The 25,229-nt window shown below is 64.3% G+C and carries 31 protein-coding genes and 1 pseudogene; 17 read left to right on the top strand and 15 right to left on the bottom strand.

Annotation, left to right across the window (positions count from 1 at the left end; all coding sequences use genetic code 11):
• Nucleotides 1–80 precede the first annotated feature (80 nt).
• The 15 genes and pseudogenes from ASILVAE211_RS07025 to ASILVAE211_RS06955 form a co-directional block, all read right to left on the bottom strand.
• A complete protein-coding gene (locus tag ASILVAE211_RS07025) occupies nucleotides 81–503 on the bottom strand; it encodes a hypothetical protein (RefSeq protein ID WP_227320579.1) in 423 nt (140 codons plus the stop codon).
• Entirely contained in the window at nucleotides 500–1,843 is a 1,344-nt protein-coding gene (locus ASILVAE211_RS07020; RefSeq protein WP_227320578.1) for a FliI/YscN family ATPase, read from the bottom strand. Before ASILVAE211_RS07020 ends, ASILVAE211_RS07025 begins: the two co-directional genes overlap by 4 nt.
• Complete coding sequence (locus ASILVAE211_RS07015; RefSeq protein WP_227320577.1) at nucleotides 1,840–2,496, bottom strand: FliH/SctL family protein; 657 nt, start codon at nucleotides 2,494–2,496, stop codon at nucleotides 1,840–1,842. Before ASILVAE211_RS07015 ends, ASILVAE211_RS07020 begins: the two co-directional genes overlap by 4 nt.
• Complete coding sequence (locus tag ASILVAE211_RS07010; RefSeq protein ID WP_227320576.1) at nucleotides 2,493–2,765, bottom strand: hypothetical protein; 273 nt, start codon at nucleotides 2,763–2,765, stop codon at nucleotides 2,493–2,495. Before ASILVAE211_RS07010 ends, ASILVAE211_RS07015 begins: the two co-directional genes overlap by 4 nt.
• Nucleotides 2,766–2,782: 17 nt before the next feature.
• Complete coding sequence (locus ASILVAE211_RS07005) at nucleotides 2,783–3,238, bottom strand: OmpA family protein (protein ID WP_227320575.1); 456 nt, start codon at nucleotides 3,236–3,238, stop codon at nucleotides 2,783–2,785.
• A 325-nt stretch (nucleotides 3,239–3,563) separates the two neighbouring features.
• Nucleotides 3,564–3,731: pseudogene (locus ASILVAE211_RS26455) on the bottom strand (flagellar motor protein MotB); the annotation flags it as partial.
• Nucleotides 3,728–4,537: a MotA/TolQ/ExbB proton channel family protein gene (locus tag ASILVAE211_RS06995; RefSeq protein ID WP_227320574.1), complete on the bottom strand. Its 810-nt coding sequence runs from the start codon at nucleotides 4,535–4,537 to the stop codon at nucleotides 3,728–3,730. The gene ASILVAE211_RS06995 and the pseudogene ASILVAE211_RS26455, both read right to left, overlap by 4 nt.
• The gene (locus ASILVAE211_RS06990; RefSeq protein ID WP_227320764.1) at nucleotides 4,534–5,040 is read right to left on the bottom strand and encodes a sigma-70 family RNA polymerase sigma factor; all 507 of its coding nucleotides are present in this window, start codon (nucleotides 5,038–5,040) and stop codon (nucleotides 4,534–4,536) included. Before ASILVAE211_RS06990 ends, ASILVAE211_RS06995 begins: the two co-directional genes overlap by 4 nt.
• Nucleotides 5,041–5,094: 54 nt before the next feature.
• Complete coding sequence (locus ASILVAE211_RS06985; RefSeq protein ID WP_227320573.1) at nucleotides 5,095–7,179, bottom strand: flagellar biosynthesis protein FlhA; 2,085 nt, start codon at nucleotides 7,177–7,179, stop codon at nucleotides 5,095–5,097.
• Complete coding sequence (locus ASILVAE211_RS06980; protein ID WP_227320572.1) at nucleotides 7,172–7,435, bottom strand: flagellar biosynthetic protein FliQ; 264 nt, start codon at nucleotides 7,433–7,435, stop codon at nucleotides 7,172–7,174. The genes ASILVAE211_RS06985 and ASILVAE211_RS06980 overlap by 8 nt, the downstream gene beginning before the upstream one ends.
• On the bottom strand, nucleotides 7,432–7,779 hold the full coding sequence (locus tag ASILVAE211_RS06975; protein ID WP_227320571.1) for a FliM/FliN family flagellar motor switch protein: 348 nt from the start codon (nucleotides 7,777–7,779) through the stop codon (nucleotides 7,432–7,434). Before ASILVAE211_RS06975 ends, ASILVAE211_RS06980 begins: the two co-directional genes overlap by 4 nt.
• A 28-nt stretch (nucleotides 7,780–7,807) precedes the next feature.
• Nucleotides 7,808–8,995: a flagellar hook-length control protein FliK gene (locus tag ASILVAE211_RS06970; RefSeq protein ID WP_227320570.1), complete on the bottom strand. Its 1,188-nt coding sequence runs from the start codon at nucleotides 8,993–8,995 to the stop codon at nucleotides 7,808–7,810.
• The gene (gene fliG / locus ASILVAE211_RS06965; protein WP_227320569.1) at nucleotides 8,995–10,005 is read right to left on the bottom strand and encodes a flagellar motor switch protein FliG; all 1,011 of its coding nucleotides are present in this window, start codon (nucleotides 10,003–10,005) and stop codon (nucleotides 8,995–8,997) included. The genes ASILVAE211_RS06970 and fliG overlap by 1 nt, the downstream gene beginning before the upstream one ends.
• Nucleotides 9,998–11,587 (bottom strand): flagellar M-ring protein FliF C-terminal domain-containing protein, encoded by a 1,590-nt coding sequence (locus ASILVAE211_RS06960; protein WP_227320568.1) that lies wholly within the window; start codon nucleotides 11,585–11,587, stop codon nucleotides 9,998–10,000. Before ASILVAE211_RS06960 ends, fliG begins: the two co-directional genes overlap by 8 nt.
• Nucleotides 11,587–11,895 carry a flagellar hook-basal body complex protein FliE gene (locus ASILVAE211_RS06955; protein WP_227320567.1) on the bottom strand — a complete coding sequence of 103 codons (309 nt, stop codon included), beginning with the start codon at nucleotides 11,893–11,895 and terminating at the stop codon, nucleotides 11,587–11,589. Before ASILVAE211_RS06955 ends, ASILVAE211_RS06960 begins: the two co-directional genes overlap by 1 nt.
• Before the next feature lie 345 nt (nucleotides 11,896–12,240).
• Between ASILVAE211_RS06955 and ASILVAE211_RS06950 the strand changes: the two genes are divergently transcribed.
• The 17 genes from ASILVAE211_RS06950 to ASILVAE211_RS06870 all read left to right on the top strand — a co-directional run bounded on the left by ASILVAE211_RS06950 (nucleotide 12,241) and on the right by ASILVAE211_RS06870 (nucleotide 25,226).
• A complete protein-coding gene (locus tag ASILVAE211_RS06950; RefSeq protein ID WP_227320566.1) occupies nucleotides 12,241–12,606 on the top strand; it encodes a flagellar basal body rod protein FlgB in 366 nt (121 codons plus the stop codon).
• A gap of 1 nt (nucleotide 12,607) precedes the next feature.
• Complete coding sequence (gene flgC, locus ASILVAE211_RS06945; RefSeq protein ID WP_227320565.1) at nucleotides 12,608–13,054, top strand: flagellar basal body rod protein FlgC; 447 nt, start codon at nucleotides 12,608–12,610, stop codon at nucleotides 13,052–13,054.
• A complete protein-coding gene (locus tag ASILVAE211_RS06940; protein ID WP_227320564.1) occupies nucleotides 13,054–13,743 on the top strand; it encodes a flagellar hook assembly protein FlgD in 690 nt (229 codons plus the stop codon). The genes flgC and ASILVAE211_RS06940 overlap by 1 nt, the downstream gene beginning before the upstream one ends.
• Nucleotides 13,740–14,969, top strand: coding sequence for a flagellar hook protein FlgE (locus ASILVAE211_RS06935; RefSeq protein WP_227320563.1), 1,230 nt, complete (start codon nucleotides 13,740–13,742; stop codon nucleotides 14,967–14,969). Before ASILVAE211_RS06940 ends, ASILVAE211_RS06935 begins: the two co-directional genes overlap by 4 nt.
• A gap of 2 nt (nucleotides 14,970–14,971) precedes the next feature.
• Nucleotides 14,972–15,712, top strand: coding sequence for a flagellar hook-basal body complex protein (locus ASILVAE211_RS06930; RefSeq protein WP_227320562.1), 741 nt, complete (start codon nucleotides 14,972–14,974; stop codon nucleotides 15,710–15,712).
• A gap of 4 nt (nucleotides 15,713–15,716) precedes the next feature.
• The gene (flgG, locus tag ASILVAE211_RS06925; RefSeq protein ID WP_227320561.1) at nucleotides 15,717–16,511 is read left to right on the top strand and encodes a flagellar basal-body rod protein FlgG; all 795 of its coding nucleotides are present in this window, start codon (nucleotides 15,717–15,719) and stop codon (nucleotides 16,509–16,511) included.
• Nucleotides 16,508–17,212 (top strand): flagellar basal body L-ring protein FlgH, encoded by a 705-nt coding sequence (locus ASILVAE211_RS06920; RefSeq protein ID WP_227320560.1) that lies wholly within the window; start codon nucleotides 16,508–16,510, stop codon nucleotides 17,210–17,212. The genes flgG and ASILVAE211_RS06920 overlap by 4 nt, the downstream gene beginning before the upstream one ends.
• An 8-nt stretch (nucleotides 17,213–17,220) precedes the next feature.
• Nucleotides 17,221–18,294 carry a flagellar basal body P-ring protein FlgI gene (gene flgI, locus ASILVAE211_RS06915; protein WP_227320559.1) on the top strand — a complete coding sequence of 358 codons (1,074 nt, stop codon included), beginning with the start codon at nucleotides 17,221–17,223 and terminating at the stop codon, nucleotides 18,292–18,294.
• Nucleotides 18,294–19,112 carry a glycoside hydrolase family 73 protein gene (locus ASILVAE211_RS06910; protein WP_227320558.1) on the top strand — a complete coding sequence of 273 codons (819 nt, stop codon included), beginning with the start codon at nucleotides 18,294–18,296 and terminating at the stop codon, nucleotides 19,110–19,112. Before flgI ends, ASILVAE211_RS06910 begins: the two co-directional genes overlap by 1 nt.
• A gap of 43 nt (nucleotides 19,113–19,155) precedes the next feature.
• Nucleotides 19,156–21,102 (top strand): FlgK family flagellar hook-associated protein, encoded by a 1,947-nt coding sequence (locus ASILVAE211_RS06905; RefSeq protein WP_227320557.1) that lies wholly within the window; start codon nucleotides 19,156–19,158, stop codon nucleotides 21,100–21,102.
• A 65-nt stretch (nucleotides 21,103–21,167) separates the two neighbouring features.
• A complete protein-coding gene (locus tag ASILVAE211_RS06900; RefSeq protein WP_227320556.1) occupies nucleotides 21,168–21,659 on the top strand; it encodes a flagellar basal body-associated FliL family protein in 492 nt (163 codons plus the stop codon).
• Nucleotides 21,660–21,661: 2 nt separating this feature from the next.
• Nucleotides 21,662–21,943 (top strand): flagellar biosynthetic protein FliO, encoded by a 282-nt coding sequence (locus ASILVAE211_RS06895; protein WP_227320555.1) that lies wholly within the window; start codon nucleotides 21,662–21,664, stop codon nucleotides 21,941–21,943.
• A gap of 1 nt (nucleotide 21,944) precedes the next feature.
• The gene (gene fliP, locus ASILVAE211_RS06890; protein ID WP_227320554.1) at nucleotides 21,945–22,691 is read left to right on the top strand and encodes a flagellar type III secretion system pore protein FliP; all 747 of its coding nucleotides are present in this window, start codon (nucleotides 21,945–21,947) and stop codon (nucleotides 22,689–22,691) included.
• Nucleotides 22,691–22,966: a flagellar biosynthetic protein FliQ gene (locus ASILVAE211_RS06885; RefSeq protein WP_227320553.1), complete on the top strand. Its 276-nt coding sequence runs from the start codon at nucleotides 22,691–22,693 to the stop codon at nucleotides 22,964–22,966. The genes fliP and ASILVAE211_RS06885 overlap by 1 nt, the downstream gene beginning before the upstream one ends.
• Nucleotides 22,957–23,742, top strand: a complete 786-nt coding sequence (locus ASILVAE211_RS06880; protein ID WP_227320552.1) for a flagellar biosynthetic protein FliR — start codon at nucleotides 22,957–22,959, stop codon at nucleotides 23,740–23,742. Before ASILVAE211_RS06885 ends, ASILVAE211_RS06880 begins: the two co-directional genes overlap by 10 nt.
• Nucleotides 23,735–24,865, top strand: a complete 1,131-nt coding sequence (locus ASILVAE211_RS06875; protein WP_227320551.1) for an EscU/YscU/HrcU family type III secretion system export apparatus switch protein — start codon at nucleotides 23,735–23,737, stop codon at nucleotides 24,863–24,865. The genes ASILVAE211_RS06880 and ASILVAE211_RS06875 overlap by 8 nt, the downstream gene beginning before the upstream one ends.
• Before the next feature lie 94 nt (nucleotides 24,866–24,959).
• On the top strand, nucleotides 24,960–25,226 hold the full coding sequence (locus ASILVAE211_RS06870) for a hypothetical protein (protein WP_227320550.1): 267 nt from the start codon (nucleotides 24,960–24,962) through the stop codon (nucleotides 25,224–25,226).
• The last annotated feature ends 3 nt before the right edge of the window (nucleotides 25,227–25,229 follow it).

Below are 25,229 nucleotides of genomic sequence, written 5' to 3'. Positions count from 1 at the left end.
GGCCTGCATCGCGCGGCATCTCTCGTTTGCTGTCTCTTTTCGTCCGACGGTGCTGAATTTTTCCTGAACCATGACGGGCCTCACGCCGGCCGCCTGTTGTGGACCAGCGGCTGCGCGCGTTCGCGCCGGATGTCCGCGGCCCGATCTGCCGCCCGGATGTCGCGCTGGCGCGCGTCATCCAGCCTGTCCTGGCGCTGCTGCAAAGCCAGCGCCGCCATGCGGGCCGCCGCCATCGCCTGCTGGGCCTGCTGCTCCATCTCGTCGATCTGGCGGTCGGCGGCGACGCTGGCGACGATGAAATCGACCGCCCGCCGTGCCGTTCCGGCTTCCACCGGCTGCCCGCTGCGCCAGCCGCGCGACAGGGTTTCGCGATAGGCTGCCAGCAACTGGCGTTGCTGTGACGCTTGACCGATGATCCGGTTCTGCCGCGCGATCTCCTCAGCAATCGCCAGGGACTGAATGTCGGCCAGACGTTGCAGGATCGTGATCGTCGGCGCCTTCATGCCGCGCCCTCCGCGAAAACAGCTTCCAGGAGGGCGCGACTCTCTGCCAGACCAGCGCTTTCACCCGCGTCCTGCCGGATGAGCGCGGTCATCGCCGCCTCCCGGCGCAGGGCCTCGTCCAGAACGAGGTCTCGGCCGGGCGCATAGGCGCCGAGGTCGATAATATCCTGCTTGTCTTGCCGCCGCGCCCAGAGCGTCCGGAACCGCGCCGCTAGTCGCAGATGCACAGCATCGACCAGCCCAGGCATAGGCCGGGACAGGGAGGCGCAAATGTCGATCGACGGATAAAGCGCGGCGTCCGACAGGCTGCGCGACAGCAGAATATGCCCGTCCAGCACCGAGCGCGCGGCATCGGCCACCGGGTCTCCCACATGGTCGTCGCCTTCCACCAGCACGGTGTAAAGCGCGGTGATGGACCCCTGGCCTGTGCTGCCATTGCCGGCGCGCTCGACGAAAGCGGCGATGGCGGCGAAGACCGAGGGCGGATAGCCCTTGGTTGCCGGCGGCTCTCCCACCGACAGCCCGATTTCCCGCAAGGCCATGGCGAGGCGAGTGAGGGAATCGACCATCAGCAGCACATGCTTGCCCTGGGCACGCCAATATTCGGCAATGGCGGCGGCGCGATAGGCGCCGTGCAGCCGGCCGAGTGCGGTGTCATCGGCGGCGGCGGCCACCACCACGCTGCGGGCGCGGGCCGGCCCCAGATGATCCTCGACGAATTCCCGTATTTCCCGGCCGCGTTCGCCGATCAGCCCAAGGACAACGACATCGGCGCTGGCATATTGTGCCAGCATCCCCAGCAGCGTGGTCTTGCCGACGCCGCTGCCGGCGAAAAGCCCCATCCGCATTCCCCGCCCGAGTGTGGCCAGCGCATTGACGGCGCGGATGCCGGTATCGAAAGCCGTGTCGATGCGCAGACGCGTCATGGGGTTGACGGATTGGCCCAGCAGCGGCCAGGGGTGGCGGACGTCGGGCGGCGGCCTCCCGTCCAGTGGGCGGCCGCGCGCGTCGATGACGCGCCCCAGCAAGGCATCGCCGACAAGGGGCGAGGGCGCGTGGCTGACGACAAAAACCCGCGCGCCGCGCGGAATGCCACGCGGCCCCTGTTCCGGCATGAGCAGCAGCGACCCGGCATCGAAGCCGATGACTTCGGCCTCCCTTTGCTCGCCCTTTCCCAGGTCGATCAGGCAGCGCGATCCGATGGGCGCCTTGATGCCGCTGGCATGGAGGATATCGCCTTGTGAGCGGAGAACGCGGCCGATGCGGCGGACTGGATCGCGGCTAAGTGCCTCCCGGCTTGCGTCTTCAACAGACCGTCGGATGGCGGCGATGGTGATCATGCCGTCTGGTCCGCAGGCATCATGGCCGCGCGCAGCGCGGCCAGCCGCGTATCAAGCCGCGCGTCCCATTCCAGCCGGTCGATCGGGTCGCCGTCTGTGCCGCGCAATTCGACCAGGGCACCACCGCGCAGAATCGTGTCCTGCACCAGAATTTCAAGGCCCGGCGCTGAGAATTGGGCCGCCAGCGCCCTGTGATCCTCGGGGTGCAGATGCAGTATGACGGTCTGGCCGGCGCGACGCTCCGCCACCGCTTCGGCCAGAAGCGTTGTGACCAGCGCTGTGATACTGTCGATATTCATGCGGACGGCGACGCCCAGAATATGCTGGGTCAGGGACAAAGCGAGTTCGGTCACCAGTTTCGCCAAGTCGTCTTCCAGGCGGGCGAGCGGCGCCGTCAATTGATCCGTCACCTGCCGCAGGGCGGTGAGTGCTGATTCCCTGTCCTGCTCCTGTCGCGCCAGGATCGGCGCGATGGCCGCACGCGCCTCCGCCGCGCCCTGAACGCGGCCTTCGGCCTCAGCGGTGGCGCGCAGCCGCGCGATACCCTCCGCCACACGCTCCGCGATGCGGTATTCCTCCTCCGCCGCACAATCCTCCGGCGATGCGGCCACAGGGTCGGGTGGTGGCACCGCTGACCGGATGATGAAACTCATGCGCTGTCCTTGGGCGGCGTGGGCGTGGACGGATGCCGCCAGGCTAGCGTGACGGCGAGCGTGAACGCCGGTTCGACGATCGCCAAACCGGCCCGGATCAGCAAAGCGACCGTCAGAATGGTCAGAACCCATATCAAAAGGTCTGGCATATCCAACCGGTCCGGCTGATGCGCGGCGGCCCAGAGAATGGCGAGCGCCAGCACAACCAGGTTGCGCCGGAAACCTGTGCCTGCGACACTTTTGCCCCCAGCAGTGATGGCTTTGCTCATGATGATATTTCTCCCGCCTATGGTCCTGGAGGTGACTGCACATCCGGCGCGCGGATGACGATGACGACGCGGCGGTTTTTGGCGCGCCCGCTATCGGTCGCATTATCGGCAATCGGCTCGAACTCGCCGAAGCCCTGCGCGGTCAGCCGGTTGCCGTCCAATCCGCCATCGACGAAAAGCTGCACGACGCTGACGGCGCGTTCGGCCGACAGCGACCAGTTGGAGCGGAACTGCGCCGTGGTGATAGGCACATTGTCGGTATAGCCCTGCAATTCGATGGTGAAGGGCGGTGGCAGAGCCTTCAGGCTGGCGGCGACATGGGCCAGCAGCGTGCGGGCTGTCGGCAGCAGGTCCGCCTGGCCTGAATCGAACAGTACGGCCGCATCCAGATTGATGGTCAGCGTCAGCGGCGAGGCATGGATCGACACCTGATGGCCACTGGTCAGTGGGCTCAGCACCGTCTCCAACGCCACTTTGACGCGTTCGAGGGCGAGGGGATTCCTCGGCCAATTGGTGCGAGACGGCTTCGCTCAAAACCGCATGGGACGGGCTATTGGGCAGCAGGCGTGCCAAGGGCGCGGGTTCCGCCGGCTGCGGCGACAACTGCGCCCGGCGCGGCTGAGGTGGCACAGGCAGTTTGACAGGGGCCGCTTCCCGCGCGGGCTGCGGCTGATGCGGGCTGCGCGGCGCCGGCGTCTCGGTCGGTTTGGGTATGGGCGACGGCTGATGGGTCATCACGCCCTGGGTCGCGCCCAGCAGCTTGCTGGCCGTCGGACTGACGCCGTGGAAAGCCGCCACCAGCCCTCGCACCTCCTCCTCCATCCTGGCGCGATTGCGCGAGGATGCCGCGAAGAGCACGACGAACAGCGCAAACAACAGCGTCATGAAATCGGCGTAGCTGATCACCCAGCGTTCGTGATTGGCGGCCTTTTTGCTGCCCTCTTCGTCATGCCCGCCGCTGCTCATGCTGCCTGCCCCGCCGCGGCGCCGAGCGTGCTGTCATCGGCGCTGCCCTTGCGGCCGGCTTTGGGCGCGGGTTCCGGCACGAAGCTTTGTAGATTCTGGCGGATCAGCGTGCCGGACTTGCCTTCGGCCAGCAGCATGAAGCCCTGGATGACGATCTGCCGTTCCCGCCTGCGGCTTTCCGCAAAGGCAGCCAGACGGGCGCCGAGCGGCAGGAACACCATATTGGCGAAGCCGACGCCATAGACGGTCGCGACGAAGGCGGTTGCGATGCCGCTGCCCAATTGATCCGGGTGATCCAGCCGCGTCATGACATGGATCAGCCCCAGCACCGCGCCCAGCACGCCGATGGTGGGCGCATAGCCGCCGGCTGCCTCAAAAAACTCCGACGCCATCATGTCTTTTCGGAAGTCGTTGTCGGACAGGATTTTGAAGATGGAGCGCAGATCCTCCTGCGTGGTATTGTCGATGATCATCTGCAACCCTTTCTGCTGCAGCGGGTCGGGGGTTTTGCCGAGCACGGTTTCCAGCGCCAGCGACCCTTGCGACCGGGCCAGATTGGACCAATCGGCAATCGCGCCGATGAAGGCCTGGATATCGGTCTTCGCCGGTTTCAGCAGAGCCAGAACGGCCTTGACCGCCACCAGCGCGCGGCTGACGCCGAATTGCGTGACGACCGCGCCGAAGGTGCCGCCGATCACGATCATGGCGGCGGAAACGCCGATCAGTTCGGCCGGGTTGTCGCCATCCATGATGACGCTGCCCAGGATGAGACCGACCGAAATCAGCAGGCCGAGCAGGACGGTCATTGTGCGGGTGCTCCCTGTGTCAGAGCGGTGAGACGTGCTGCCAGAAATGCCAGAGCACGCTTGCGGATGCGTGACGCATAGCCTTCGCTGATGCCGAGAATGGCGGCGATCTCGCGATTATTCGTCTCCTCGAAATAATGCAGCGCCAGAACCCGGTATTCGAGCGGCGGCAGGTGGCGCAGGGCGTCCGCAAGGTGCGTCTTGTCTTCGGATTGGGTCAGCAGCAGAAACGGGTCTGCCGGTGTCTGCCCATTGCGATAGGTGGCGGCGTCGATCGCCTCGGTTTCCAGATGCACGGCGCCGCGTTGCAGGGCACCGTCCCGGCGCAGCCCGTCGATCATCGCGCCGCGAATGCGCCGCGCGGCAAAAGCCTGAAAATCGATGGAGCGCGTCGTATCGAAGCGCTGCACAGCTTCCAGCATGCCGATGGCGCCCAGTTGCAGAAGCTCATCTAGATCCGCCCAGGGCATGCGTGCCTTCAGCAGCAGGGCCGTGCGCTTGATCCAATGGCCGTACAGCGCCTGCAGTGCCGCCTCGGTGGAACGGGCGTTGCGGTCTCAGCCATCGCTGCCCCCCGGCGTGGCCGTGAAGACCACCTGCAAGGCCAAGGTCTCGGGGATTTCATCCAGCGCCAGAACCGGAATGATGGAGCCGATGGTTTTGGCGACGGCGCGGCGCAAGGCGCCCTGAATGACGATGACGGGCTTGCGGCCCCGTTCGGTCAGCGCCGCAGCCGCGTGGCGCGCGGCATCGCGCAGATGCACGGCCGTATCGGTCTCGACCTCGGGGCCGATCCCGGCCTCCCGCGCCGCGCGCAGGCTGCGGCCGACAAGGTCTTCCAGCGGCGGCTGTAGCACCGCCACCCGCAGCGTCAGGTCCGGGCCCAGGAAGGGCGTCACCAGATAGCGGCCGAGATGCCGGCGTACGGCGGCCAGCAGAACTTCGCTGTCCTTTCCGGTAGTGGTGGATGCATCAACCAGGGCTTCCGCGATGCGCTCGAAATCGCGGATGGAGACGTCCTCGCTCAGCAGAGCTTGCAGCACCTGGCGGATGAGGCCGATGGGCAGATTGGTGCGCAGGTCTTCCGCCAGACGCGGCGCCGTTTCGGCCAGGCGTGCGATCAGCGTCTCCACCTGCGCGCGTCCCAGCAGTTCGGCGCCATGGCGTTTCAGCACTTCCGCGAAATGGGTCGCAATCGCGCTCGGCGCATCGACCACGGTATAGCCGCGCTCCTCGGCTTCCGGGATGGCGGTCTGGGCGATCCAAATGGCGGCCTGGCCGAAGGCGGGGTCGCGGATCGGTCGCCCGGCCGTCATCCGTTCCGTCACCATCGGCCCTTCGATGGCCAGCCACTGCCCGGGCCAGGCCTCGCCATGGCCGACGGCGGCACCGCGCAGCGTGAAGCGATAGCCATGCGGTGTCAGTTCGCTGCTGTCGCGGATATGAACCGCCGGGATGAGGAAGCCCATCTTCCGCCCATAGCGCTGCCGTACGGCCGTCAGGCGGTGCAGCAGCTTGCCTTCGCCGGCCGCGACCATAGGGGTCAGCGCGTAGCCGATGCCCATGCCCACGGGATCGACCCCGGTGACGTCGCCGATCGTATCGATGCGGGGCTCGCCCGCAATGCCGGCGGCGACCGCTGGCGGTGTCTGCTGTGTGCTTTCCGCCCGCAGCAGGCGCCAGACGATGACCGCGAGTGCGAGGGCGATGAGCAGAAAGGGCAGATGCGCCATGCCGGGCACCAGGCCGATTGTCGCCATGACCGCGCCGGCAATGGCCAGCGCCTGCGGATAGCGGCTGATCTGGCTGCGGATCTGCTGTCCCAGATCCTCGCTGGAAGCGACGCGGGTCACGACCAGGCCGGCCGCGATGGATATCGTCAGGGACGGAATCTGCGCGGCCAGGCCGTCTCCCACCGTCAGCAGCGTATAGGTGCGGGCGGCATCGGCCAAAGGCAGGCCAGCCTGCAAGGTGCCGATGATCAATCCACCGACCATGTTCACGGCCAGGATGATCATGGCGGCCACCACATCGCCGCGCACGAATTTCGAGGCGCCGTCCATGGCGCCGAAGAAATCGGCCTCCCGCCGCAAATGCTCACGCCGCTTTTCCGCCGCCTGCGGCGTCAGCATGCCGGCATTGATCTCGGCATCGATGGCGAGCTGCCGCCCCGGCAGGCTGTCCAGCATGAAGCGCGCGCTGACCTCCGCGACACGGCTGGCGCCGCGCGTGACGACGACGAAATTGATGATGATGAGGATGAAAAAGACGATGCCGCCGACGACGTAATTGCCGCCCACCACGAATTGCCCGAAGGCTTCGATCACGCGCCCGGCGGCGTCCGGCCCGCTGGCGCCATGCAGCAGGATGGCGCGGGCGGTCGCGACATTCAGGGCCAGCCGCATCAGCGTCGTCGCCAGCAGGACCGAGGGGAAGGCCGAAAAATCGGCGGGCGAGGCGATGTAGAGGCTGGCGGCCAGAATGACGAGGCCGGTCGAGATATTCAGCGCGAAGAGGAAGGAGATGGCGACGGGCGGCAACGGCACCACCAGCATGGCCAGGATCAGCAGAATGACGATCGGGCCGGACAGATCGGAGAGGGTGATGCGCCGCGGCGCGCGCGCAAGCGCTGCCTCATTCATGGATGATGCCGGGAATGGCGTTGAGCAGGCGGGACGCGTAACTGTCCAGGCCCGTCATCATGAAGCCGCCGCCGATTGTGGCCAGGCAGGCGAGGCCGATGATTTTGACGATGAAGGGCAGCGCGGAGTCGCGCAGCTGCGTCGCCGTCTGTAGCAGGCCGGTGACGATGCCAAGCGCCAGCATCAACACAACCGCCGGGCCCGCCAGTTGGGCGAAAGCAAGCCAGCCGCCGAGCGCGACGCTGGCTGCTTTCATAACGGTGTGCCATTCGGCTGATCCGCCTCTTCGACCAGCGACAGGACGCGCACGCCATAATGGTCCTGCGCCACGGCAACGACCTCGCCGGCAGCGAGACGCTGGCCATTGGCGAAAATGCCCAGCGTTTCCCCGATGACCTTATCCAGACTGATGATCTGGCCTTTGCGCAGGGTCTTCAGCTCTTTCACGGAAAGGGTGGTACGGCCCAGTTCCACCGTCAGCACGATCGGCAGTTTCTCGACCAGCGGCGGGCTGGGAATGGCTGGCGTGTTGGACGCCAAAGGTTGCAGCTGCTCCAGCTCCACCCGCTCACCGCCCTCCGGTTCCGGGCGTGACGGCATGCCGTCTTGGCTTTCCCGATTTGGCTGATCAGGCAATGGCGCGGGCTCCGTTCGCCGCAGGCGAGGCTGGCGCGATCTTTTCGGTCGCCGGACCGGCTGCGCGGTCGGCGCCTTTCTGCCCTTGGTCCTGGGCCTGGCTCTGCGCCGAACCGTGGTCGATCTGCGCTTGTCCCAAAGACAGGCCGGCACCGGCCATGGCCTGTCTCAGATGATCCATGCTGTCGGTCAAAATCTGTGCCGTCTGCGCGTTACTCGGCAGGAAGACGAGGTTGACGGTGGCGTCACTTGCATGGGTGACATGGATGGACAGGCTGCCCAGGCCCGGCGGGTCAAGCCGCAGCACGGCGCTGGCATGGCCGGAGCGGGCGACGGTGACGACAGCGGCAGGCAAGGCGCTTGCGGGCAGGAAGCTGGTGTCGGAACCCGACGGGATCGGTGCCTTGGCCGGGACAGTATGAAGGTCATGGGCCAAGGGCACAGCAGACGCCACGACAAGGGACGGACTGGATGTGACCGCCGCTGCGGCGGGGGGCGCGGTATCGCCCGGGCTATCGTCAGTCCGTGCCAAACGCAGCGGCGTGTTGCTGGCCGGCATATGGGGCTGGGGCGGGTTTGGATTGCCTGTGAGCTTGGTGGATATCGCTGCCTCGGCCCGTGGGGCGCCAGCCAAGCTTGGCTGAGGCGGTGCCGGGTCGGTGTCGGTGTCAGCACTGGCGGCTTTGTCAGCGGATGCCGTCGCGTGAGCCGCCGGTTTTGCGACGCTCGGCAGATCGGCCGCTTTTGTCGTTGCCGCCGTCGCCGTCGTCATCTTGGCTGCTACGGCCGTTGTGGAGGATGCGCCTACAGAATCCGCGACCTGTGCCGGCACGGCGGCCATCACCGCGGACGGGTGGGTGTCTGGGGCATTCGCTGTCCGGTCCTTCTGCGCAAGGGGCTCATCCGGTCCTGTGTTAGCGGAGACCGGCGACATGGCCGCAAGAACGGAGGTGATGTTAGTTGCATTATCAATGGTGGATTCAGCCGCCGTCTGGTCGGCCAAGGCGAACGAAGCCGCTGCCGGGCCATGCTTGTCCAGGACGCCGATCTTGCGCATGACGGCCTGTGACAAGGCGCTGTCCCAGAGCGCGGGCCGGATGGTTTCCGGCTGAGCCCTGGCAGCCTGGCCGGCGGCAGCCTGGCCGGCAGCGACAGGCATGGCCTGGTGCACCATCGTCATCAGATCAGATCCTCCGACGCATTGATGACGATGCGGCCGTCATTGGCGAGCTTTAGCGCGATGGTGACGATTTCCGATTGCGCGGCCATGGCGTCAGACCGGCGCAGCGGCGGCCCATTGGTCAGTTCCTCCTTCAGAAGATCCACCATGCGGCTGGACATATTGCCGAAGAATTTCGCGCGCAGGGTCTCATCAACGGGCCGCAGCGCAATCACCAGCCGCTCGCTGGGCACCTCGCGCAGCAGGATCTGAATGGCACGGTCGCTGAGCTTGACCAGATCCAGGAAGGTGAACAGGTTTTCGCGGATTTTCTCGGCGGTTTCGGTATCTTTTTCAAACAGGGCCGCCATCATCCGTTCGGACAGGCCGTTCTGGAGCAGGTTCAGAATATCTGCCGCCTGCCTGGGGCCGCCGAGATTGGCCAGCTGCCGGCCCAGACCGCCGGCATGGTTGGCGATGATTTCGCCCAGCATGTCGCGAAGTTCATTGATGGCACCGGGCGAGACGGCGTCCAGCAGCGTATAGCGGTATAGTGCGTCGGTCGCCAATTGCTCGGGGAGATAGGAGAGCATGGCGGCGCCGGTATCATGCGGAATATGGGCCAGCAGCAGCGCCAGGGTTTGCGGCCGCTCGCTGCCCATTTGCATGGCCAGGGTCTGCGCATCGATCTTCTGAAAGGGCGATTCGGAATCCGCGCGGGACAATTGCTCCAGAATCGTGCGGGCCTGGGTCTCTCCCAGGGCTGAGGTCAGAACGGTGGTCAGAAAGCGGAATCCATCTTCTCCGATATCGGCGATGCCGAAATCCTGCACGAAGGTTGTGATGATCTGGTCGCGCAGGTCGAAATTGACCTTGGGCAGAGACGTCATCACCTGGGAGATCTTGGTGATCGTTGTCTCGTCCATATGGCGCAGGATATCGACGGCCAAAGGCTCGCCCAATTCGCGCAGCACCAGGGCCGCGCGTTCCGCGCCGCTGAGCGTGGTGGTGAGGATGGCGGTCTCACTCATTCTCGGCCACCCATGTTTGCAGCAGGCGCGCGACGGCGGGAACGTTGCGGGCGGCCTCTTCCCGCAGCGACGTATATTCAACCCGGCGCGGCAAAGCTGGCGTCGGCGGCGCGGCTGCGGCTGCGGCAAGGTCGGCCGACATGGCGGTCAGCGTCAGCGGCCGGCGGATCAGCGCCAGCGTGCCGATGCGCCGTCCCATGGGCAAAGCAAGCCCGAACAGCAGGGCGATCGCGCCCAGCACTTCCAGCACGGCATGAGACAGCGGGCCGATCGCCTCTTGCAGCATCAGCGGCGGGCCGGCCGCGCGGGCCTGTGTGAAAGGCAAGGCCAGGACGGTCACAGCGACATGGGGATAGGAAAACGCCCCGGCCAAAGCCGCCTGGATCGCCGCACGATCCGTGCTGCCGAGACCGGCCTTGTCGATGACGACGGAGACGGCCAGGCCCTTGACGAACCAATCCGGCGGCGTGACGTCGCTCTCCCGCCGGTCCGTCAGATAGGTCTCGTTCGCGCCATTGCTTGTCTTCTGCGGCAAGGGCAGTGGCGCAGGGGCTGTGGATGCTGGTGTGGCGTCCGTGGCCGGTGCGGGGGCGGACCCTGCGGCACCGGGCGTCGGTGGTGGCGCGGTCGCGGCCGTTGTCGCCGCCGGCGGTTCGTTGGACAATGCGCCGGGGATGCCGAAGGCGCTGGTGCCGGCGCTGGCACCTGTCTGTGTCGTCTGGGTTTTTTCCGTGCGGTCGATCATCTGATCGGGGCCATACAGAACCTGATGCGTGGTCATCCTGGTGAAATCGACATCGGCCGAGACGGCGACGCGGAAATGATCGTGGCCCAGAACGGGGCCGAGCAGGCGAGACACCTGGGCCGAGGCCAAAGCCTCGATCTGGCCGATGGTGGCGAATTGGGTCAGCTTGTCGGACGGGTTGGCGCTGGCCGGATAGAGGCGCAGGCCTGTGGTGGTTGAGACCGTGATCTGCCCGACGTCAAGGCCCGGCACGGCGCCGGCGATGAGCGGCGGAATGGCGGGTGCGACGGCCTGGGCGTCGGCCATATCGGCCTCGATGATAACGGAGGCGCTGGGCTTCGGCTGGTCCGCCAGGAAGGGCGTGTCCTTGGGCTGGGCAATGAAGACCTGGGCGCTTCTGACGCCGCTGAGGCTTTCGATCGATTGCTGCAGTGCGGTTTGCAGCGCCTGCGTTGCCATGGCCGCCTGCGCGCCGTCGGTCGCCGTCATCGGCGCGGATTCCAGCTTGTCCCAGGCATTGGCGGCACCGCTGGCCGGCAATTGCTGGGCGCCGAGTTGCAAGCGGGCCGAGGCCAGCAGGGGCTGCGGCACCAGAATGACATTGCCGGCGGCCTGCAATTGATAGGGTATGCCGAGTTTCTGCAGGGCCGCGATGATTTTGCCGCCATCGGCGGGCGACAATCCGTCATAGAGCGCGACGAAAGGCGGGGCGCTGGTTTCAAGATACAGGACGCAGGCCAGCGCAAGGGCAACGGCCACCGCGCCGAGCCACACCATCATCGGCAGCCGCCCGGCGAAGCCGCGCATTCTCTCGACGATCTTTCGCCAGTCACGCATCAGAATTGCATGCTCATGACAGATTGATAGGCCGCCACGACCTCATTGCGGACAGCGACGGTGGCATTCCACCCGATCTGTGCGCGGTCGCTGGCAACCAGGGCCTTGCCGAGCGTGGCGCCGTTGGCACCGGTCGCGAAGCCGGATTCGGCCTGCGCTGCCTCATTCTGGTTCGCGCTGACCGATTGCAATGCCTGGTCAACCAAGGGCAGGAAAGAGCCGGTGCCTGTTCCAGATTGCGGCGCTGTCGGGTCGGTAGACGCCAGCCCTATAATCGCCGAGACGGACGGCACCCCATTCACCAGCATATGTATCACCTGTTCAGCAAAGCGGGACGGGCGTCCGGGACGGAATCTGTCATGACAAATCATGACACGTCATGATGACCAGAACCACGTAGCAGCGGAAAAGCGGACTGTTATCAGTCGATTGCTGTCATAGAGCCAAAAAGATAAACAAATCGTTTCCAATGATAATTCATAAAAATTCGATGCGTTATTGCGATTGTGTCGCACCGTAATTCTGACTAGAAAAATGCAATGCGATGAATTGCCGCATCAATTTTTTAAAAGATTATTAATAGATATTTTGTATTCACCGTAATTCATAAATTCTGAATGAAGAGCAAGACGGCCAGGGCGCTAGGAGGCATTATGCCGGTCGCATTCACGCAATATTATGGTGCTGTTCTGGATGCCGCGCAGCAGCGTAGCGATCTGCTCGCCAATAACATCGCCAATGCGGATACGCCGGGCTTCAAGGCAAGGGATATTGCCTTCAGCGACACCATCGCCGCCGCGCTGAGTCCGGGAAGCTCCGATCAGGACGGGAATAATACCGACATGCCGCTCTATCGCGAGGCTGCGACCGTCGGTCTGGACGGGAATGACGTTTCTCTGGACAGCGAGCGGCTGGAATCTGCGCAGACGGCGGAACGCATGCAGTCGGTGTCGATCTTCCTGCGCCAGTCGACATCCGACCTGATCACGGCGCTGCGCCCCAACCCGAGCGGCCTGTAAGATGGCGGATGTTTTTGCCATTACCGGCAGTGCCATGAATGCGCAGAATGCCCGTCTGAGCACCATCGCGTCCAATCTCGCCAATGCCAATTCCATCGCCGCACCGGGCGATGCGCCTTATCGCGCGCATGAAGTGGTCTTTCAGGCGGGACCGGTCGATGCCAGCGATACCGAACCCGGCGACGACGCCGATCCGGCGGGGCAGGTTGCGTCGCTTGGTGTCAATATTGTCGGCACCGTGCTGAGCAACGCGCCGCCGGTGCAGACCTATGACCCATCCAGTCCCTATGCCGATGCCCAGGGCTATGTCACCGGCTCCAATGTCTCGCAGGTCGGGCAGATGGTCGATCTCATCAATGCGTCCAACAGCTATTCCGCCTCCGTCGCGGTGCCGCAGCAGGCGACCCGTGTCGATCAACAGATGATCAGCGCATTCCAGGTGAGTTGATGACCAATCTGGCTATTTCCAACGCGACAGCGGCGACGGCGGCCGCCGCTTCCACCACGGCTGCGACGGGGGCGGCTTCCTCGGGCTCCGCCGCGACCATGAACCAGGCGGATTTCCTGCAATTGTTGATGGCGCAATTGAAATACCAGTCACCGACATCGCCGGCCGACCCGACGCAGCTCGCCTCCGAATTCGCGCAGATTTCGACGGTCACCGGCATCAATCAGCTCAACAGCACGGTCAGTGCCATTCAATCGGGACAGGCGGCCTCGCAACTGGCGGTAGCATCCACGCTGGTCGGCAAGCAGGTGACGGTCGCGGGCGATGCGTTGCTGCCGGACGCTTCGGGCAATGCCACCGGCGCTTTTTCCCTGGCCGATGCGGCGCAAAACGTGACGGTGACGATCATCGGTGCGAATGGCACGGTCGCCGGAACCAAAAGCCTCGGTGCCTTGCCGGCCGGGCAGCAAAGCTTCGCCTGGGGCGGCGGCTCTGCCGGCCAATCCTATACCTATCAGGTGTCCGCCGCCGGTGCCGACGGCACGGCGGTCTCGGTTACACCCTATACGGTCTATACGGTAAACGGCGTCAGCGCCTCCGGCTCGACCCAAAGCGTCGATGTGCAGGGCCAATCGGCACCCATTCCCATTTCCTCAATCCAATCCGTTCTCGGGGGCAATGCGTCATGAGTCTGGACACCGCCTTTTCGGGGCTGACGGCAGCCCAGACCGGACTGGACGCCGTTTCCAATAATCTCGCCAATGCCAATACAACGGGGTTCAAGAGCCAATTGGCCTTGTTCTCGGATGTTTTTCCGGTGGGCGAGAGCGGCGTGCCCGGCATTGGCGCACAATCCGCCGGCATCGATACCAATCTCATCCAAGGGACGCAGATCGCCACCGGCAATAACCTCGACAGCATGATCCAGGGCAGCGGTTACTTCGTCATCGATAATAACGGGGCGACGCAATATACACGCGACGGCGCCTTTCAGCTCAGCAATGCCGGCCAGCTGGTGACGGCGACCGGCGCTTCCGTCATGGGCTATCCCATCGATGCCACCACGGGCACGCAAAGCAGCACGTTGCAGCCGATGACGGTCAATACCGGGTCGCTTTCCGCCAATGCGACCTCCAAACTGGGGCTGACCGTCAGTCTGAATGCGGCGGACAGCCAATTCGCATCCCCGGTGACGCCGGTGCCCGGCGATAGCAGCACCTATAACGAAACTACCTCTGCCGTCTCCTATGACAGTCTTGGCAATCCCAATACCGTCAATCTCTATTTCCAGCAGGAAGCACCGGCGACGGCGGGCGGCACGCCAAGCTGGAATGTCTATGCCGAACCGGTCAGCGCCAGCGGAAGCGTGATCAGCGCGCCGTCGCTGCTCACGACGCTGACCTTCAATTCCAGCGGTGCGCTGTCATCGGGCAGCCCGGCGACGTTCGCCGTGGACTGGCAGAACGGTTCGGCTGGTTCCTCGGTCGCGGTGAATTTCACCGGCACCACGCTCGGCGCGCAAAGCTTCGCCATCGCTGGCACGACGAATAACGGCTATCCGCCCGGTAATTATCTCAGCACCTCGGTCGCGTCGGACGGTTCGGTGGAAGCGACCTATAGCAATAACCAGACCCAATCCATCGGCACGCTGGCGCTGGCGAATTTCATCAATCCGCAAGGGCTGCAGAATGTCAGCGGCAATCTGTACGCCGTGACCAATACCTCGGGCGATCCCGTCATCAATACGCCGGGCATTGGCCAGGCCGGCACTTTGCTGAGCGGCAATCTGGAACAATCCAATGTCTCCACCTCCTCGGCGCTGGTCGATCTTATTCAATACCAGCAGGCCTATCAGGCCAATGCGACCGAGTTGCAGGCCGAGCAGCAGAACTTCACCAAGCTGATTCAGATCTGATCATGAGCGCTGACAGCTATTACACCGGCATGGCCAGCCTGCAGGCGATTTCCGCCAAGATGGATGCCTTGTCCGCCAATCTGGCCAATACGCAGACGGCGGGCTATCAGGCCGTGCAGGCCGTGGCCCAGGCCGCGCCCTATGCGGGCGCCAATGCGCCGCCGGGCGCGGATGTGGTGGCTTTGTCGCCGGGGCCGGATTTGCGGCCAGGTGCTTTGACCCATACGGGCAATCCGTTAACGGTCGGCCTGGGCGGCGACGGCTGGCTGGAAGTGCAGACGGCTTCCGGCACGGCCCTGACCCGCAACGGCACGCTGCAAATTTCGGCAGAAGGGCTGCTGGCTGATGGCGACGGCAACCCTTTGCTGGGGGCGGACGGCAACCCGATCAGCCTGCCGAAACTCACCAGCCTGACCATTGGGTCGGATGGCGCCATTTCCGGCGTTCCGGTCGGCCAGCCGGGCCAGACCACATCCTATGGGCAATTGGCCCTTGCCGCGACGCCAGCCGGGGCGATGCGGGCGCTGAGCGGATCGCTGTTTCTGCCCGCCGATCCGACGCAATTACAGCAGAGCCCGGCGGCCAAGCTGTCGCAAGGCTACCTCAACGGCAGCAATGTCGATTCCGTCAAAAGCATGGTGGAGCTGATCGATGTCAGCCGCTCGTATCAGATGCAGACCAATCTGATGAAGACGAGCAGTGACAATAGCCGCGCACTCAATACCGTTCTGGCGCAAGGATAGGGCGATGGACCACGCATTGGACACGATGGCGACCGGATTGCAGGCCAGCCAGATCATGATGGATACGATTGCCGACAATCTTTCCAACGTGAATACGACAGGGTTCAAAGCGGAATCGGCGCAGTTTCAGACGCTGCTGTATCAGAACGGCATTCAGCCCGGCGCGCAATCCACCGGCACCACCATCTATCCCTCTGGGCTGGAACTCGGCACCGGCGTGAAGGCGGCGGCGGTCGCCACCATTCTGACGCAGGGGTCGCTGACCAGCACGGGCAATCCGCTGAATGTCGCGATCAATGGTGCGGGCTATTTTCAGGTCGTGCTGCCAAACGGGCAGACCGCCTATACGCGGGACGGTAGTTTTCAGCTCAACGAAAACGGGCAGTTGGTGACCTCCAGCGGCTATCAGGTTCTGCCCAATATCACCATCGCCGCCAATGCGACCAGCGTGACCATCGGCACGGATGGCACCGTCTCGGTCACCCTGCCGGGCTCGCAGCAGGCCAGTCAGGTCGGGCAATTGCAGATTGCGAGTTTCGTCAATCCGCAAGGCTTGCAGCCTTTGGGCGATAATCTCTATGCCAGCACATCCTCCAGCGGAACGGCCACGCCGGGCGCGCCGCAAAGCAATGGCCTCGGCTCGATCAACCAGAATTACCTGGAAGCCTCCAATGTCGATGTCGTACAATCCATGGTCAATATGATCGCGGCGGAGCGGGCCTATCAGCTTGGCACGCAGGTCATCGCGGCGGTCGACAATCAGATGAATTACCTGGCGCAGGCGGCCCAGGGTGCATGACCAAAAGGGCGATCTGCGGATCGCAAAGCCTGTGTCTAGTCCTGTGTCTTCTTTTGGATGGCTGCGCCACTCAGGCGCCGAGTTCGCGGTCTCTGGTGCCGGAAACGGAATTCCCCATCGCCGTGCCGCGCGGGCCGCTGGCCGAAAACGGGTCCATCTTTCCGCCGAACAGTTCCGGCTCCATCTATGAGCCCAAGCGGGACTGGCGGCCCGGCGATCTGGTCGCCATCGACATCGTGACGACAACGGCGGCCAGCAATAATGACGCAACATCGCTGTCCCGCGCCGGCACTGTCAGCAATTCCGTCACCAGTTTTTTTGGCGTGCCATTGAATATCGGCAGTCTGGCAGGAACGCCCTTTTCACCGACGATCACGACGGCATCAGCGAATAAATATACCGGTAGCGGCACGGAGGCCGCATCCAATACCGTCAGCGGCCAGATCGAAGCGGTGGTGACGCGGGTGGACCCGAACGGCACGCTGGCTTTGGAGGGGCGGACGAATGTGAATGTAAACGGAAACGTCACGGCTCTCGTGGTAACCGGCTATGCCAGCCCGCAGGATATCACGGCCAATGCCACGATCAGTTCCAACAATGTCGCCGGCATGAATGTGCAATATGTCGGCAACGGACCTATCAACGATTCCCATCAGGTGCCGCTATTACAACAGGTTCTCGACAAAATCTGGCCCTTCTGATTGCAGCAGTGATCGGCCTGCTGTGCGGCCCGGTCTGCGCGGCCGAGCGCACGACGATCGGGCAATTGGTGACGGTCGCCGGTGCGCCGTCGAACCAGCTCTATGGCTATGGGCTGGTGGTGGGCCTGTCCGGCACCGGGGACCAGACGACGCAGGTTCCTTATACGCAGCAGACCATTTTAAACATGCTGCGCAATATGGGCATCACATTGACCAATGTGAATGTCATGCAGCCGAATGATGTGGCATCCGTGATGGTAACGGCGGAAGTGCCGGCTTTCACGGCAGCCGGGCAGCATGTGGATGCGATTGTCTCGGCGGTGGGTAATGCAGCGTCGCTCGCCGGTGGCGTGCTGCTGCCGACGCCGCTGCGCGGTGGCAATAGCCAGGTCTACGCCCAGGCGCAGGGGCCGCTGCTGGTCAGCGGCTTTGCCGTGAGTTCCAATGGGTCCAGCACATCCACCAATGTGCCGACGGTGGGCTCCCTGCCCGGTGGCGTCATCATGTCGGTCGGCATTCCGGCGAGTTTCGCGGAAGGCGGCGCGACGCGTCTGCTCGTCAATACGCCGGGCTATCAGATGGCGCAGCAGATCGAGGATACGATCAACCACTTTCTCGGCTATGGCACGGCGGCCGCCATCTCGCCCGGCGAGGTCGATCTCAATAATGGCGGCAGCGCCTCCGTCAAATTCCTGGCCGATCTGCTGAGCCTGCCGATCACGCCGGCCGATGAGGCGCCGACCATCGCGGTCGATGCGCAAAGCGGCACCATCGTCATGAATGCGGGCGTGGAGCTGGGGCCGGCCGTGGTATCCCACGGTAATCTGACCGTCAGCATTCAGCAGCAGAATGCCGTGAGCCAGCCAGGGCCTTTCAGCAATGGCACCACGGTCGGCGTGCAGAATACGGTGGTGCAGGCAAGGCAAGGGAGGGCGGAGGTCGTCTATCTACCCAAGCGCGCGACGCTGGCCCAGGTGGCGCAGGCCTTGAACGCGGTTGGGGCGACGCCGGCTGATCTGATCGCCATCATCCAGGCGCTGAAACTGGCGGGTGCCATTACCGGCACCGTGAAGGTGTTCTGATGACGATCGGCAGTCTCGATGCAACGGCGCCGGTACCGTCAACGCAGACCGCGCAACTGGGGCAGACGGTGGAGAGGCTTGCCGGCAGCCTGTGGTACAATCTGATGACCGAGATGACCCGCACCGGTGGTGATGCCGGCGCGCTCGGCCCCGGCGGCGAGACCTATCAGACTATGTTCCTCTGGGAGATCGCGCAGAAGGATTTCGGCAAATACGATGCGCAGATCGAGCAGGCAGCGCTGCGGCAGATTGGCGGCCAAGGGACCACGCCTGTCATTCGCAACGCGACACCGATCGTCTCGGCGACCGCATTGCCGCAGGGTGGGATCGATGTGGAGACCGATGCCGATCAGGCGCGGCAGGCGCGGTTCCTCACGAAAGCCATCTGGCCGGCGGTGCAGGCCGTGGCCAGCCTGCTCGGCGTGCCGCCGGTCGGCGTGCTGGCTCAGGCGGCGCTGGAAACCGGCTGGGGCGCTGCCGCCCCTGGCAATAACCTCTTCGGCATCAAGGCGGCAGACAGTCAGCCGGCCAGCGACCGCGCGACGCATGAGATGATCAATGGCGTGCTGGTGCCGTTGACCGATCGGTTTCGCGATTATGCCTCGGCAGATGCGAGCTTGGCGGATTATGCGCGGCTCATCCAGTCGCGTTTTCCGCAAGTGGTTGGGCAGGCTTCGGTCGAAGGCTTCGCGCTTGCCTTGCAGAATGGCGGTTTCGCGAGCGACAGCGCCTATGCCGCCAAAATCATCGCCATCGCCCATTCGCCGCTCATGCAGCAGAGCTTGCAAGCTTTGGCGGATGAGCCGGACAAGTTTTGACCGCCCGGCGCGAATATAGCGGTCTGACGGGGAGAATAAGCCCATGAGCGGGCTGAATGCGGCGATGAACATTGCGCTCACCGGTATCGAGGCCTTCGAGCAGGGCATCGGCACGGTGTCGCAGAATGTCTCCAACCAGACGACGCCCGGCTATGCGGTCGAATCGCTGACGCTCTCGACGCTGTTTAACCAGAGTTCGGGTAGCGGTGTTGCATCGCAGGTGACGCGCGCGGCCGATGGTTTCGCCGCCGCCCAGCTGCGAACAGCGACCAGCGCCAGCCAGGCGGCCTCCGTCACCGCATCGTCTCTCACCGCGCTTGCCGGTGCGCTGGCGAATAACGGCGATGTGCAGACGCAGATCAATCAGTTCTTTCAGGACGTCAGCGCGCTGGCCGGCAACCCGACCAGTGCCGCGCAAAGGCAGACGGTGCTGTCGGACGCGCAATCCGTCGCCGGCGGTTTTCAGAGCGCGGCGAGCGCGATGACGAGCAGCCAGGCAGGGGCGGTGACCGCGCTGCAAAGCAATGTCGCCGCCGCAAATGGCCTGCTGACGCAATTGGCGGTGATCAATACGGGGCTGGGTACCAGCCCGAATGACCCTAGCCTGCTGGACCAGCAGGAGGCGGCGCTGAATTCCCTGTCCTCCCTGCTGTCGGTCAATGTCATTCCCCAGGGCAGTAACGGGCAGGTTCTGGTGGCGACCGGCGGCACGATGCTGCTGAACCAGGCCGGGGCGCAGAGCCTGACCGTGCAGCCGGGCACGCCCAGCACGGCGCCCGCCATTACGGTCGGCACCGCAGCGGTGCCTTTGGCGACCACGGCGAATGACGGCGCCATCGGCGGCAACATTGCCAGCTGGCAGGCGGGCGCGGCCGCTCTGCAATCCCTCAATGCCTTGGCCGCCATCTTCGCCTCCGCGGTGAATACCAGCCAGGCGCAGGGCGTGACGGCAAGTGGCGGCGCCGGCGGCGCGCTGTTTGCGGTGCCGCCGCCCAGCGTCACGCCGGCCGACGGCAATAGCGGTGGGGCGACCGTCACCGCCGCTTTGACGGACGCCAGCAGCCTGCCGACCGATGGCGGGCCGTTCACGCTGACCTATAGCAGCGCCAAGGGATGGAGCGCTGTGGATCAGGCCAGCCAGCAATCCTATGCCCTGGGGCAAGGTGCCAGCCTGAGTTTCGCAGGGCTAACGGTTGCGATCTCCGGCGCGCCGGCGGACGGTGACGCTTTTACGGTCAACCCCGCGCCCGCAGCGGCGCAGAGCTTTGCGCTGGCAGCGTCGAGCCCCGATGCCGTCGCGGCGGCGGACCCCTATGTCGCGACCGCCGGCGCGCTGCGATCGGACGGGTCGATCGTCAACGGCAATGGCGGCACCATCACAGCCGGCAGCAGCACGGTGACGAATGCGCCGGCATCCGGCGCGGTTGTGGTGCCGTCTTCGGTCTTCGGCCAGCCGCTGCAGATCACCTTCACCAGTGCCACGGATTTCACGGTCACGACCGCAGCCGATCCGTCCACAACCATCGCCAGCGGCGCGCTCAGCGGCAGCAACCCGACTGCAACTTTGGCACTGGCCTATCCCGATACGGGGGCCACGGCCGGCACCTATTGGCAAGTGCCGATGTCCGGCACGCCGGCGGCGGGCGATGTTATGACATTGACGGTGGGCGGCAGCGGCGACGGCAGCAATGCGACACGCATGCAGGCGCTGTGGACCGCCGCAGGGGCGACCAGCAGCGGCACGATGGAACAGGCCTTCATTGGCCTCGGCACGGGTCTTGGCAGTGCCGCCGAGCAGGCGACCACACTGTCGGGCACCACGTCCGCGCAGGTAACGACGGCGACCACCAATCTGCAAACGGTGGGCGGTGTCGATATCAATCAGCAAGCGGTTCTGCTCAGCCAATATGAACAGGCCTATCAGGCTGCGGCTCAGGTCATATCGGCGACGCGCATGATGTTTCAAAGCATTCTGCAAGCCGTGCAATAGGGAGATAGTTGCAGTTTGTTTACTTCTCTCAGGTAAAGCTGAGGGGATTGGTGAGCGGGCAAGCGATGCGCAAGATTCTGGTTACGGCCGCCGTCGCGCTGGTCTCTCTGCTTGTCGGGATCGGTGGAACATTAGGCGTCACGCAATGGCTGTTTCATGCGCCGCCGGCAGCGGGCAATGCACAGGCCGCTATTCGTAAGCCGGAAAAACCGGTGATCAAGCCGACCTTTTTCGCGTCCCTGGCCGATGTCACCGTCAGCATTCCACCGCAACCCGGTCTGCCTGCAACCTCCTATGTCGTCTTCTCCGTCAAATTCGCAACCAATGACCAGGCGGCGCTCGTCGCTTTCGATGAAATGCAGCCGGTCATCAAATCAGCCATCATCACGCGGCTGCTGAATGAAACGACGCAAAGCCTGCAAAGCCAGCAAAGCCGGACGGAGCTGATGACCGGCACGCTGAGTATTGTGAACAACATCCTGAACAAAAATCTCCGCTACAATCCGCCCAATCCTTTCACGGCCGCCTATATCGCCAATCTCGTGACGCAGGATTGACGATGGGCACAGGTGCCAATGCATCGCTGGTGCTTTGGCCGATGGCAGTCGTTCTTGCCTTGCTTGTCGTCGCTGCCCTGCTTGCGCGCCGGTTTCGTCAGCAGCGAATGCCGGGTTGCGATAACGCCGCGATTGAGATTCTCGCCAGCCGGCGCCTGGGTCTGCAAGTCTCCTTGCTTCTGGTGCAGGTCGACGGGCGAAAATTTCTATTGGCCGCGACCCGATCCGGCATCGTGCCGCTGGCGCCGGTCGAATCCGGCCCAGAACGTGACAGGCGGGGCTGAGATGCGGTGGGCATGCGCCATCGTCATCACGGTTCTGTTGGTCGTGATGCCGTATCATGTTTGCGCGCAGGGCGTGCCGCTGCTGACCGCGACGCCGGGGCCAGCGGGCGAAACCTATTCGCTGGATGTGCAGACACTGATCCTGGTCACGGGGCTGGCCTTTCTGCCCGGCCTGCTGCTGCTGACAACGGCCTTCACCCGCATCATCATTGTGCTGTCGATCTTCCGCCAGGCGCTGGGCCTGCAAACGACGCCGCCGAATATGGTGCTTGCGGCTTTGGCTTTGGCGCTGACCTTTTTCGTTATGCGCGGGGTCATAGCGGAGGAGCAGCGGGTCGCGGTCGACCCCTATCTGGCAGGCAATATCAATTTCCATCAGGCGGTCGCGGCCGCCCAGCCGCCGCTGCAAAACTTCATGCTGGCGCAGACGCGCAAGCAGCCGCTGCATCTTTTCGTCGATCTCAGCGGCGGCGAATACAAGACACCGCAGGATGTGCCTTTCGCGGTTCTGGTGCCGGCCTTCGCGACCTCGGAGCTGGAGACGGCGTTTCAGATCGGTTTTCTGGTCTATATCCCCTTCGTGCTGATCGACCTCGCGGTCGCCTCCATCCTCATGTCGCTGGGCATGATCATGGTTTCGCCGACGCTCATCGCTCTGCCGCTGAAGCTGCTGATGTTCGTCTCCATCCACGGCTGGACGCTGATCCTGGGTTCGCTTGCCCATAGTTTCGCCGGGGCCGGGGGCTGATGCCGCTCTATGTCAGGCTTTTCGGCGAGGCGCTGGCCGCGGCGGTTGGCTGTCTGGCGCCGGTGATCCTGTGTATTCTGATCGTCACCATTGCGACCGCGCTGGTTCAGTCCAGTCTGCAACTGGAGGATACGGCGCTCAGCCTGCTGCCGAAAACCCTGGCCGTTATTCTGCTTGTCCTGGTCTTCGGTCTCCATCTGCTCGGCGGTATCGAGCGGCTGATGATTGCCTGGCTGACCCATGCGGATGGATTGGTGCGGCAGCCATGGGTGTGATGGCGCCAAACCTTGTCGCCGGAGATATTTTCGCCTGGGCCGGTCGCGTGCTTTGGCCTTTGTTGCGCCTGACCGGTCTTTTCCTGACGGCGCCGCTCTATAGTTCCAGCTTCATCCCGGCACGGGTAAAGGCAGTCTTCGTGCTGGCCTATGCCTGGGCGCTGTCGCTCTGGCTGCCGCATCTGCCGCCGTTTCCCGACATCCCGGCCGTCGTGCTGGCGCAGACCGTCACCCAGATCAGCACCGGTGCCGCCATTGGGTTGACAGCGCAGCTTGTCGTGTCGGCGGTCGCGAGTATCGGCGAAATCGCTGGCCTCTCCATCGGCCTCAGTTTCGCTACCCTGCAATTCCGCGATACCGCCGGCAATACCGAGACTCTCTACGATTTGATGTTCTGGCTGGGTCTGGTCGGCTATGTCAGCCTCGGCGGGCCGCTCTGGCTTTTCGCGGCCGTCGCCCACTCCTTCCAGGGCGGCGGACTGACGCCCCTCTCAGCCCAAAGCTGGGGCGATCTGGCGGCCTTCGGTGGCGTGGTCGTCAATGCTGGCGTCATGCTGGCTTTGCCGGTCATGGCAGTCGCCCTCTGCATCAATCTGACGGTCGGGCTGATGACGGTCTTCGCCCCGCAGCTCAATCTGCTGACCATCGGCTTTCCCCTGCTTATCCTCGGCGGGCTGACCATGCTGTCGGCCTCAGTTCTGTTCATGAACGGCGCGATCCAGGCGCTGCTGGACGATGCCGCCCGCATGGTGGCCCGCATGATCACCCATGTCTGACCATGCGCCCGACGCCGAGAAGAAACATGCGCCGACCGAGCGGCGCCTGCGTCAGGCTGTTGAGCGTGGCGACATGGTGCGGTCAACCGACCTGCCCAAGGCGACCGCGACCATCCTCACCGTGCTGATCGCGCTCCATGCCTCTGCCCTGGTCGGCGGCATCATCCTACAGGTCGCTCGCACGGCGCTCATGACAGCGGGAACGGCTCCCTCGGCGGCGGCGGCGGCGGGGGCGGAGATGACCCTTGTCATGCAGTCGGTCCTGCCGGTGCTGGTGCTGGTGGCCCTGCTGTCGCTGCTGGCCTCTTTTTTGTTCGGCGGCTGGGGTTTTTCCCTTTCCAGCCTGTCGCCGGACTTGGGCAAACTTTTCTCCCTCAGCGGCCTGGGCGAGATCTTCAGCGTCTCACACCTGACCGAGACGGTGAAATCCTTCGTGAAATTCGTCGTCATCGGCGTTGTCGGCGGCCTCTCCCTTCTGCAGGAGCGGGACAGTTTACTCAGCCTCGGCCATGTCCGGCCCTTCAGCGCGGCGCCGGCTTTCGCCCTCATTCTGGGGATATTATCCCGCATTTGCCTGGCCATTGCCCTGATCGCCGCCACCGATATGGGTTTGCAGCTTTGGCTGTACCGCCGCCGCCACCGCATGTCGGACGCGGAGATGCGGGAGGAGATGAAGGATGCCGTGGGCAATCCGCAGGTGCGGCAAAGACAGCGCGCGGCGCAGCGGCGCATTGCGCGGGCGCGGCAAATGCGGCGCCTGCCAGAAGCCTCCGTCATCGTCACCAATCCGACGCATGTTGCGGTGGCACTGCGTTTCCGCAAGGGTCAAGACGCAGCGCCCTTTCTGGTCGCGAAAGGCGTGGACCTGATGGCGGCGGAGATCGTCGGCAAGGCGCGCGGCTACGGCATCCCCATCGTCGAAGCGCCGCCTTTGGCGCGTGCCGTCTATCGCCATGTCGAACCGGAGGAGCCTATTCCCGTCGCCCTCTACCGGGCCTGTGCGGAAGTGCTGGCGTATATCTGGCGGCTGGAAGCCTGGCGCGCGGCAGGCATCGCCGCGCAAAAGCCGATGCCGCCGAAAATCCCCGACATCAGAATGCCGCAGGATCAGGGCGAGGCGTGATTCTGCTGGCCTGGGGCAAGAAAAGGCTCCCGGCTAGGAAAGAAAATCACGGTGGTTTCGACATTAGATGTGAATCGCAACCGGGGAGCTGTCGATGTCGGGCAATGCCGGAACACATGTCGAATTCTATCCGTCCGTGGGAGAGTCGCAGCAGGCCATGGCGGCAGGGCGGGCGCGGCGCACGAAGCGGGGGATTGCGCAATTTCCCGTGCAAATTCTGATTCCGGAGGAAACGCGGGACGCGCTGCGGCAACGCTCGGCCGATACCGGTGCCTCCATCCGGCATATCATTCTGCGCTCGCTGGCGGCCGACGGCTTTCCGGTTCCGCGCGACAATCGCCGGCTGCGACGCCTGAGCTGACAA

Source organism: Acidisoma silvae (genome assembly GCF_020618775.1).
Classification (GTDB): Bacteria; Pseudomonadota; Alphaproteobacteria; order Acetobacterales; family Acetobacteraceae; genus Acidisoma; species Acidisoma silvae.
This window is presented reverse-complemented; position numbering and strand designations above follow the sequence as displayed.

Bases quoted from the DNA above. Each gene is read 5' to 3' on its own strand.
- ASILVAE211_RS06995 (WP_227320574.1), bottom strand. From the start codon at position 4,537: ATGACCGTCCTGCTCGGCCTGCTGATTTCGGTCGGTCTCATCCTGGGC.
- ASILVAE211_RS06920 (WP_227320560.1), top strand. From the start codon at position 16,508: ATGACCAAAAGGGCGATCTGCGGATCGCAAAGCCTGTGTCTAGTCCTG.
- ASILVAE211_RS07020 (WP_227320578.1), bottom strand. From the start codon at position 1,843: ATGATCACCATCGCCGCCATCCGACGGTCTGTTGAAGACGCAAGCCGG.
- fliP (WP_227320554.1), top strand. From the start codon at position 21,945: ATGCGGTGGGCATGCGCCATCGTCATCACGGTTCTGTTGGTCGTGATG.
- ASILVAE211_RS07010 (WP_227320576.1), bottom strand. From the start codon at position 2,765: ATGAGCAAAGCCATCACTGCTGGGGGCAAAAGTGTCGCAGGCACAGGT.
- ASILVAE211_RS06910 (WP_227320558.1), top strand. From the start codon at position 18,294: ATGACGATCGGCAGTCTCGATGCAACGGCGCCGGTACCGTCAACGCAG.
- ASILVAE211_RS06985 (WP_227320573.1), bottom strand. From the start codon at position 7,179: ATGAATGAGGCAGCGCTTGCGCGCGCGCCGCGGCGCATCACCCTCTCC.
- ASILVAE211_RS06955 (WP_227320567.1), bottom strand. From the start codon at position 11,895: ATGCTGGTGAATGGGGTGCCGTCCGTCTCGGCGATTATAGGGCTGGCG.
- ASILVAE211_RS06895 (WP_227320555.1), top strand. From the start codon at position 21,662: ATGGGCACAGGTGCCAATGCATCGCTGGTGCTTTGGCCGATGGCAGTC.
- ASILVAE211_RS06935 (WP_227320563.1), top strand. From the start codon at position 13,740: ATGAGTCTGGACACCGCCTTTTCGGGGCTGACGGCAGCCCAGACCGGA.
- ASILVAE211_RS07025 (WP_227320579.1), bottom strand. From the start codon at position 503: ATGAAGGCGCCGACGATCACGATCCTGCAACGTCTGGCCGACATTCAG.
- ASILVAE211_RS07015 (WP_227320577.1), bottom strand. From the start codon at position 2,496: ATGAGTTTCATCATCCGGTCAGCGGTGCCACCACCCGACCCTGTGGCC.
- ASILVAE211_RS06960 (WP_227320568.1), bottom strand. From the start codon at position 11,587: ATGCGTGACTGGCGAAAGATCGTCGAGAGAATGCGCGGCTTCGCCGGG.
- ASILVAE211_RS06950 (WP_227320566.1), top strand. From the start codon at position 12,241: ATGCCGGTCGCATTCACGCAATATTATGGTGCTGTTCTGGATGCCGCG.
- ASILVAE211_RS06875 (WP_227320551.1), top strand. From the start codon at position 23,735: ATGTCTGACCATGCGCCCGACGCCGAGAAGAAACATGCGCCGACCGAG.
- ASILVAE211_RS06940 (WP_227320564.1), top strand. From the start codon at position 13,054: ATGACCAATCTGGCTATTTCCAACGCGACAGCGGCGACGGCGGCCGCC.
- ASILVAE211_RS06870 (WP_227320550.1), top strand. From the start codon at position 24,960: ATGTCGGGCAATGCCGGAACACATGTCGAATTCTATCCGTCCGTGGGA.
- fliG (WP_227320569.1), bottom strand. From the start codon at position 10,005: ATGAGTGAGACCGCCATCCTCACCACCACGCTCAGCGGCGCGGAACGC.
- ASILVAE211_RS06980 (WP_227320572.1), bottom strand. From the start codon at position 7,435: ATGAAAGCAGCCAGCGTCGCGCTCGGCGGCTGGCTTGCTTTCGCCCAA.
- ASILVAE211_RS06880 (WP_227320552.1), top strand. From the start codon at position 22,957: ATGGGTGTGATGGCGCCAAACCTTGTCGCCGGAGATATTTTCGCCTGG.
- ASILVAE211_RS06885 (WP_227320553.1), top strand. From the start codon at position 22,691: ATGCCGCTCTATGTCAGGCTTTTCGGCGAGGCGCTGGCCGCGGCGGTT.
- ASILVAE211_RS06975 (WP_227320571.1), bottom strand. From the start codon at position 7,779: ATGCCGTCACGCCCGGAACCGGAGGGCGGTGAGCGGGTGGAGCTGGAG.
- ASILVAE211_RS06970 (WP_227320570.1), bottom strand. From the start codon at position 8,995: ATGACGATGGTGCACCAGGCCATGCCTGTCGCTGCCGGCCAGGCTGCC.
- flgG (WP_227320561.1), top strand. From the start codon at position 15,717: ATGGACCACGCATTGGACACGATGGCGACCGGATTGCAGGCCAGCCAG.
- ASILVAE211_RS06905 (WP_227320557.1), top strand. From the start codon at position 19,156: ATGAGCGGGCTGAATGCGGCGATGAACATTGCGCTCACCGGTATCGAG.
- ASILVAE211_RS06930 (WP_227320562.1), top strand. From the start codon at position 14,972: ATGAGCGCTGACAGCTATTACACCGGCATGGCCAGCCTGCAGGCGATT.
- flgC (WP_227320565.1), top strand. From the start codon at position 12,608: ATGGCGGATGTTTTTGCCATTACCGGCAGTGCCATGAATGCGCAGAAT.
- ASILVAE211_RS06900 (WP_227320556.1), top strand. From the start codon at position 21,168: ATGCGCAAGATTCTGGTTACGGCCGCCGTCGCGCTGGTCTCTCTGCTT.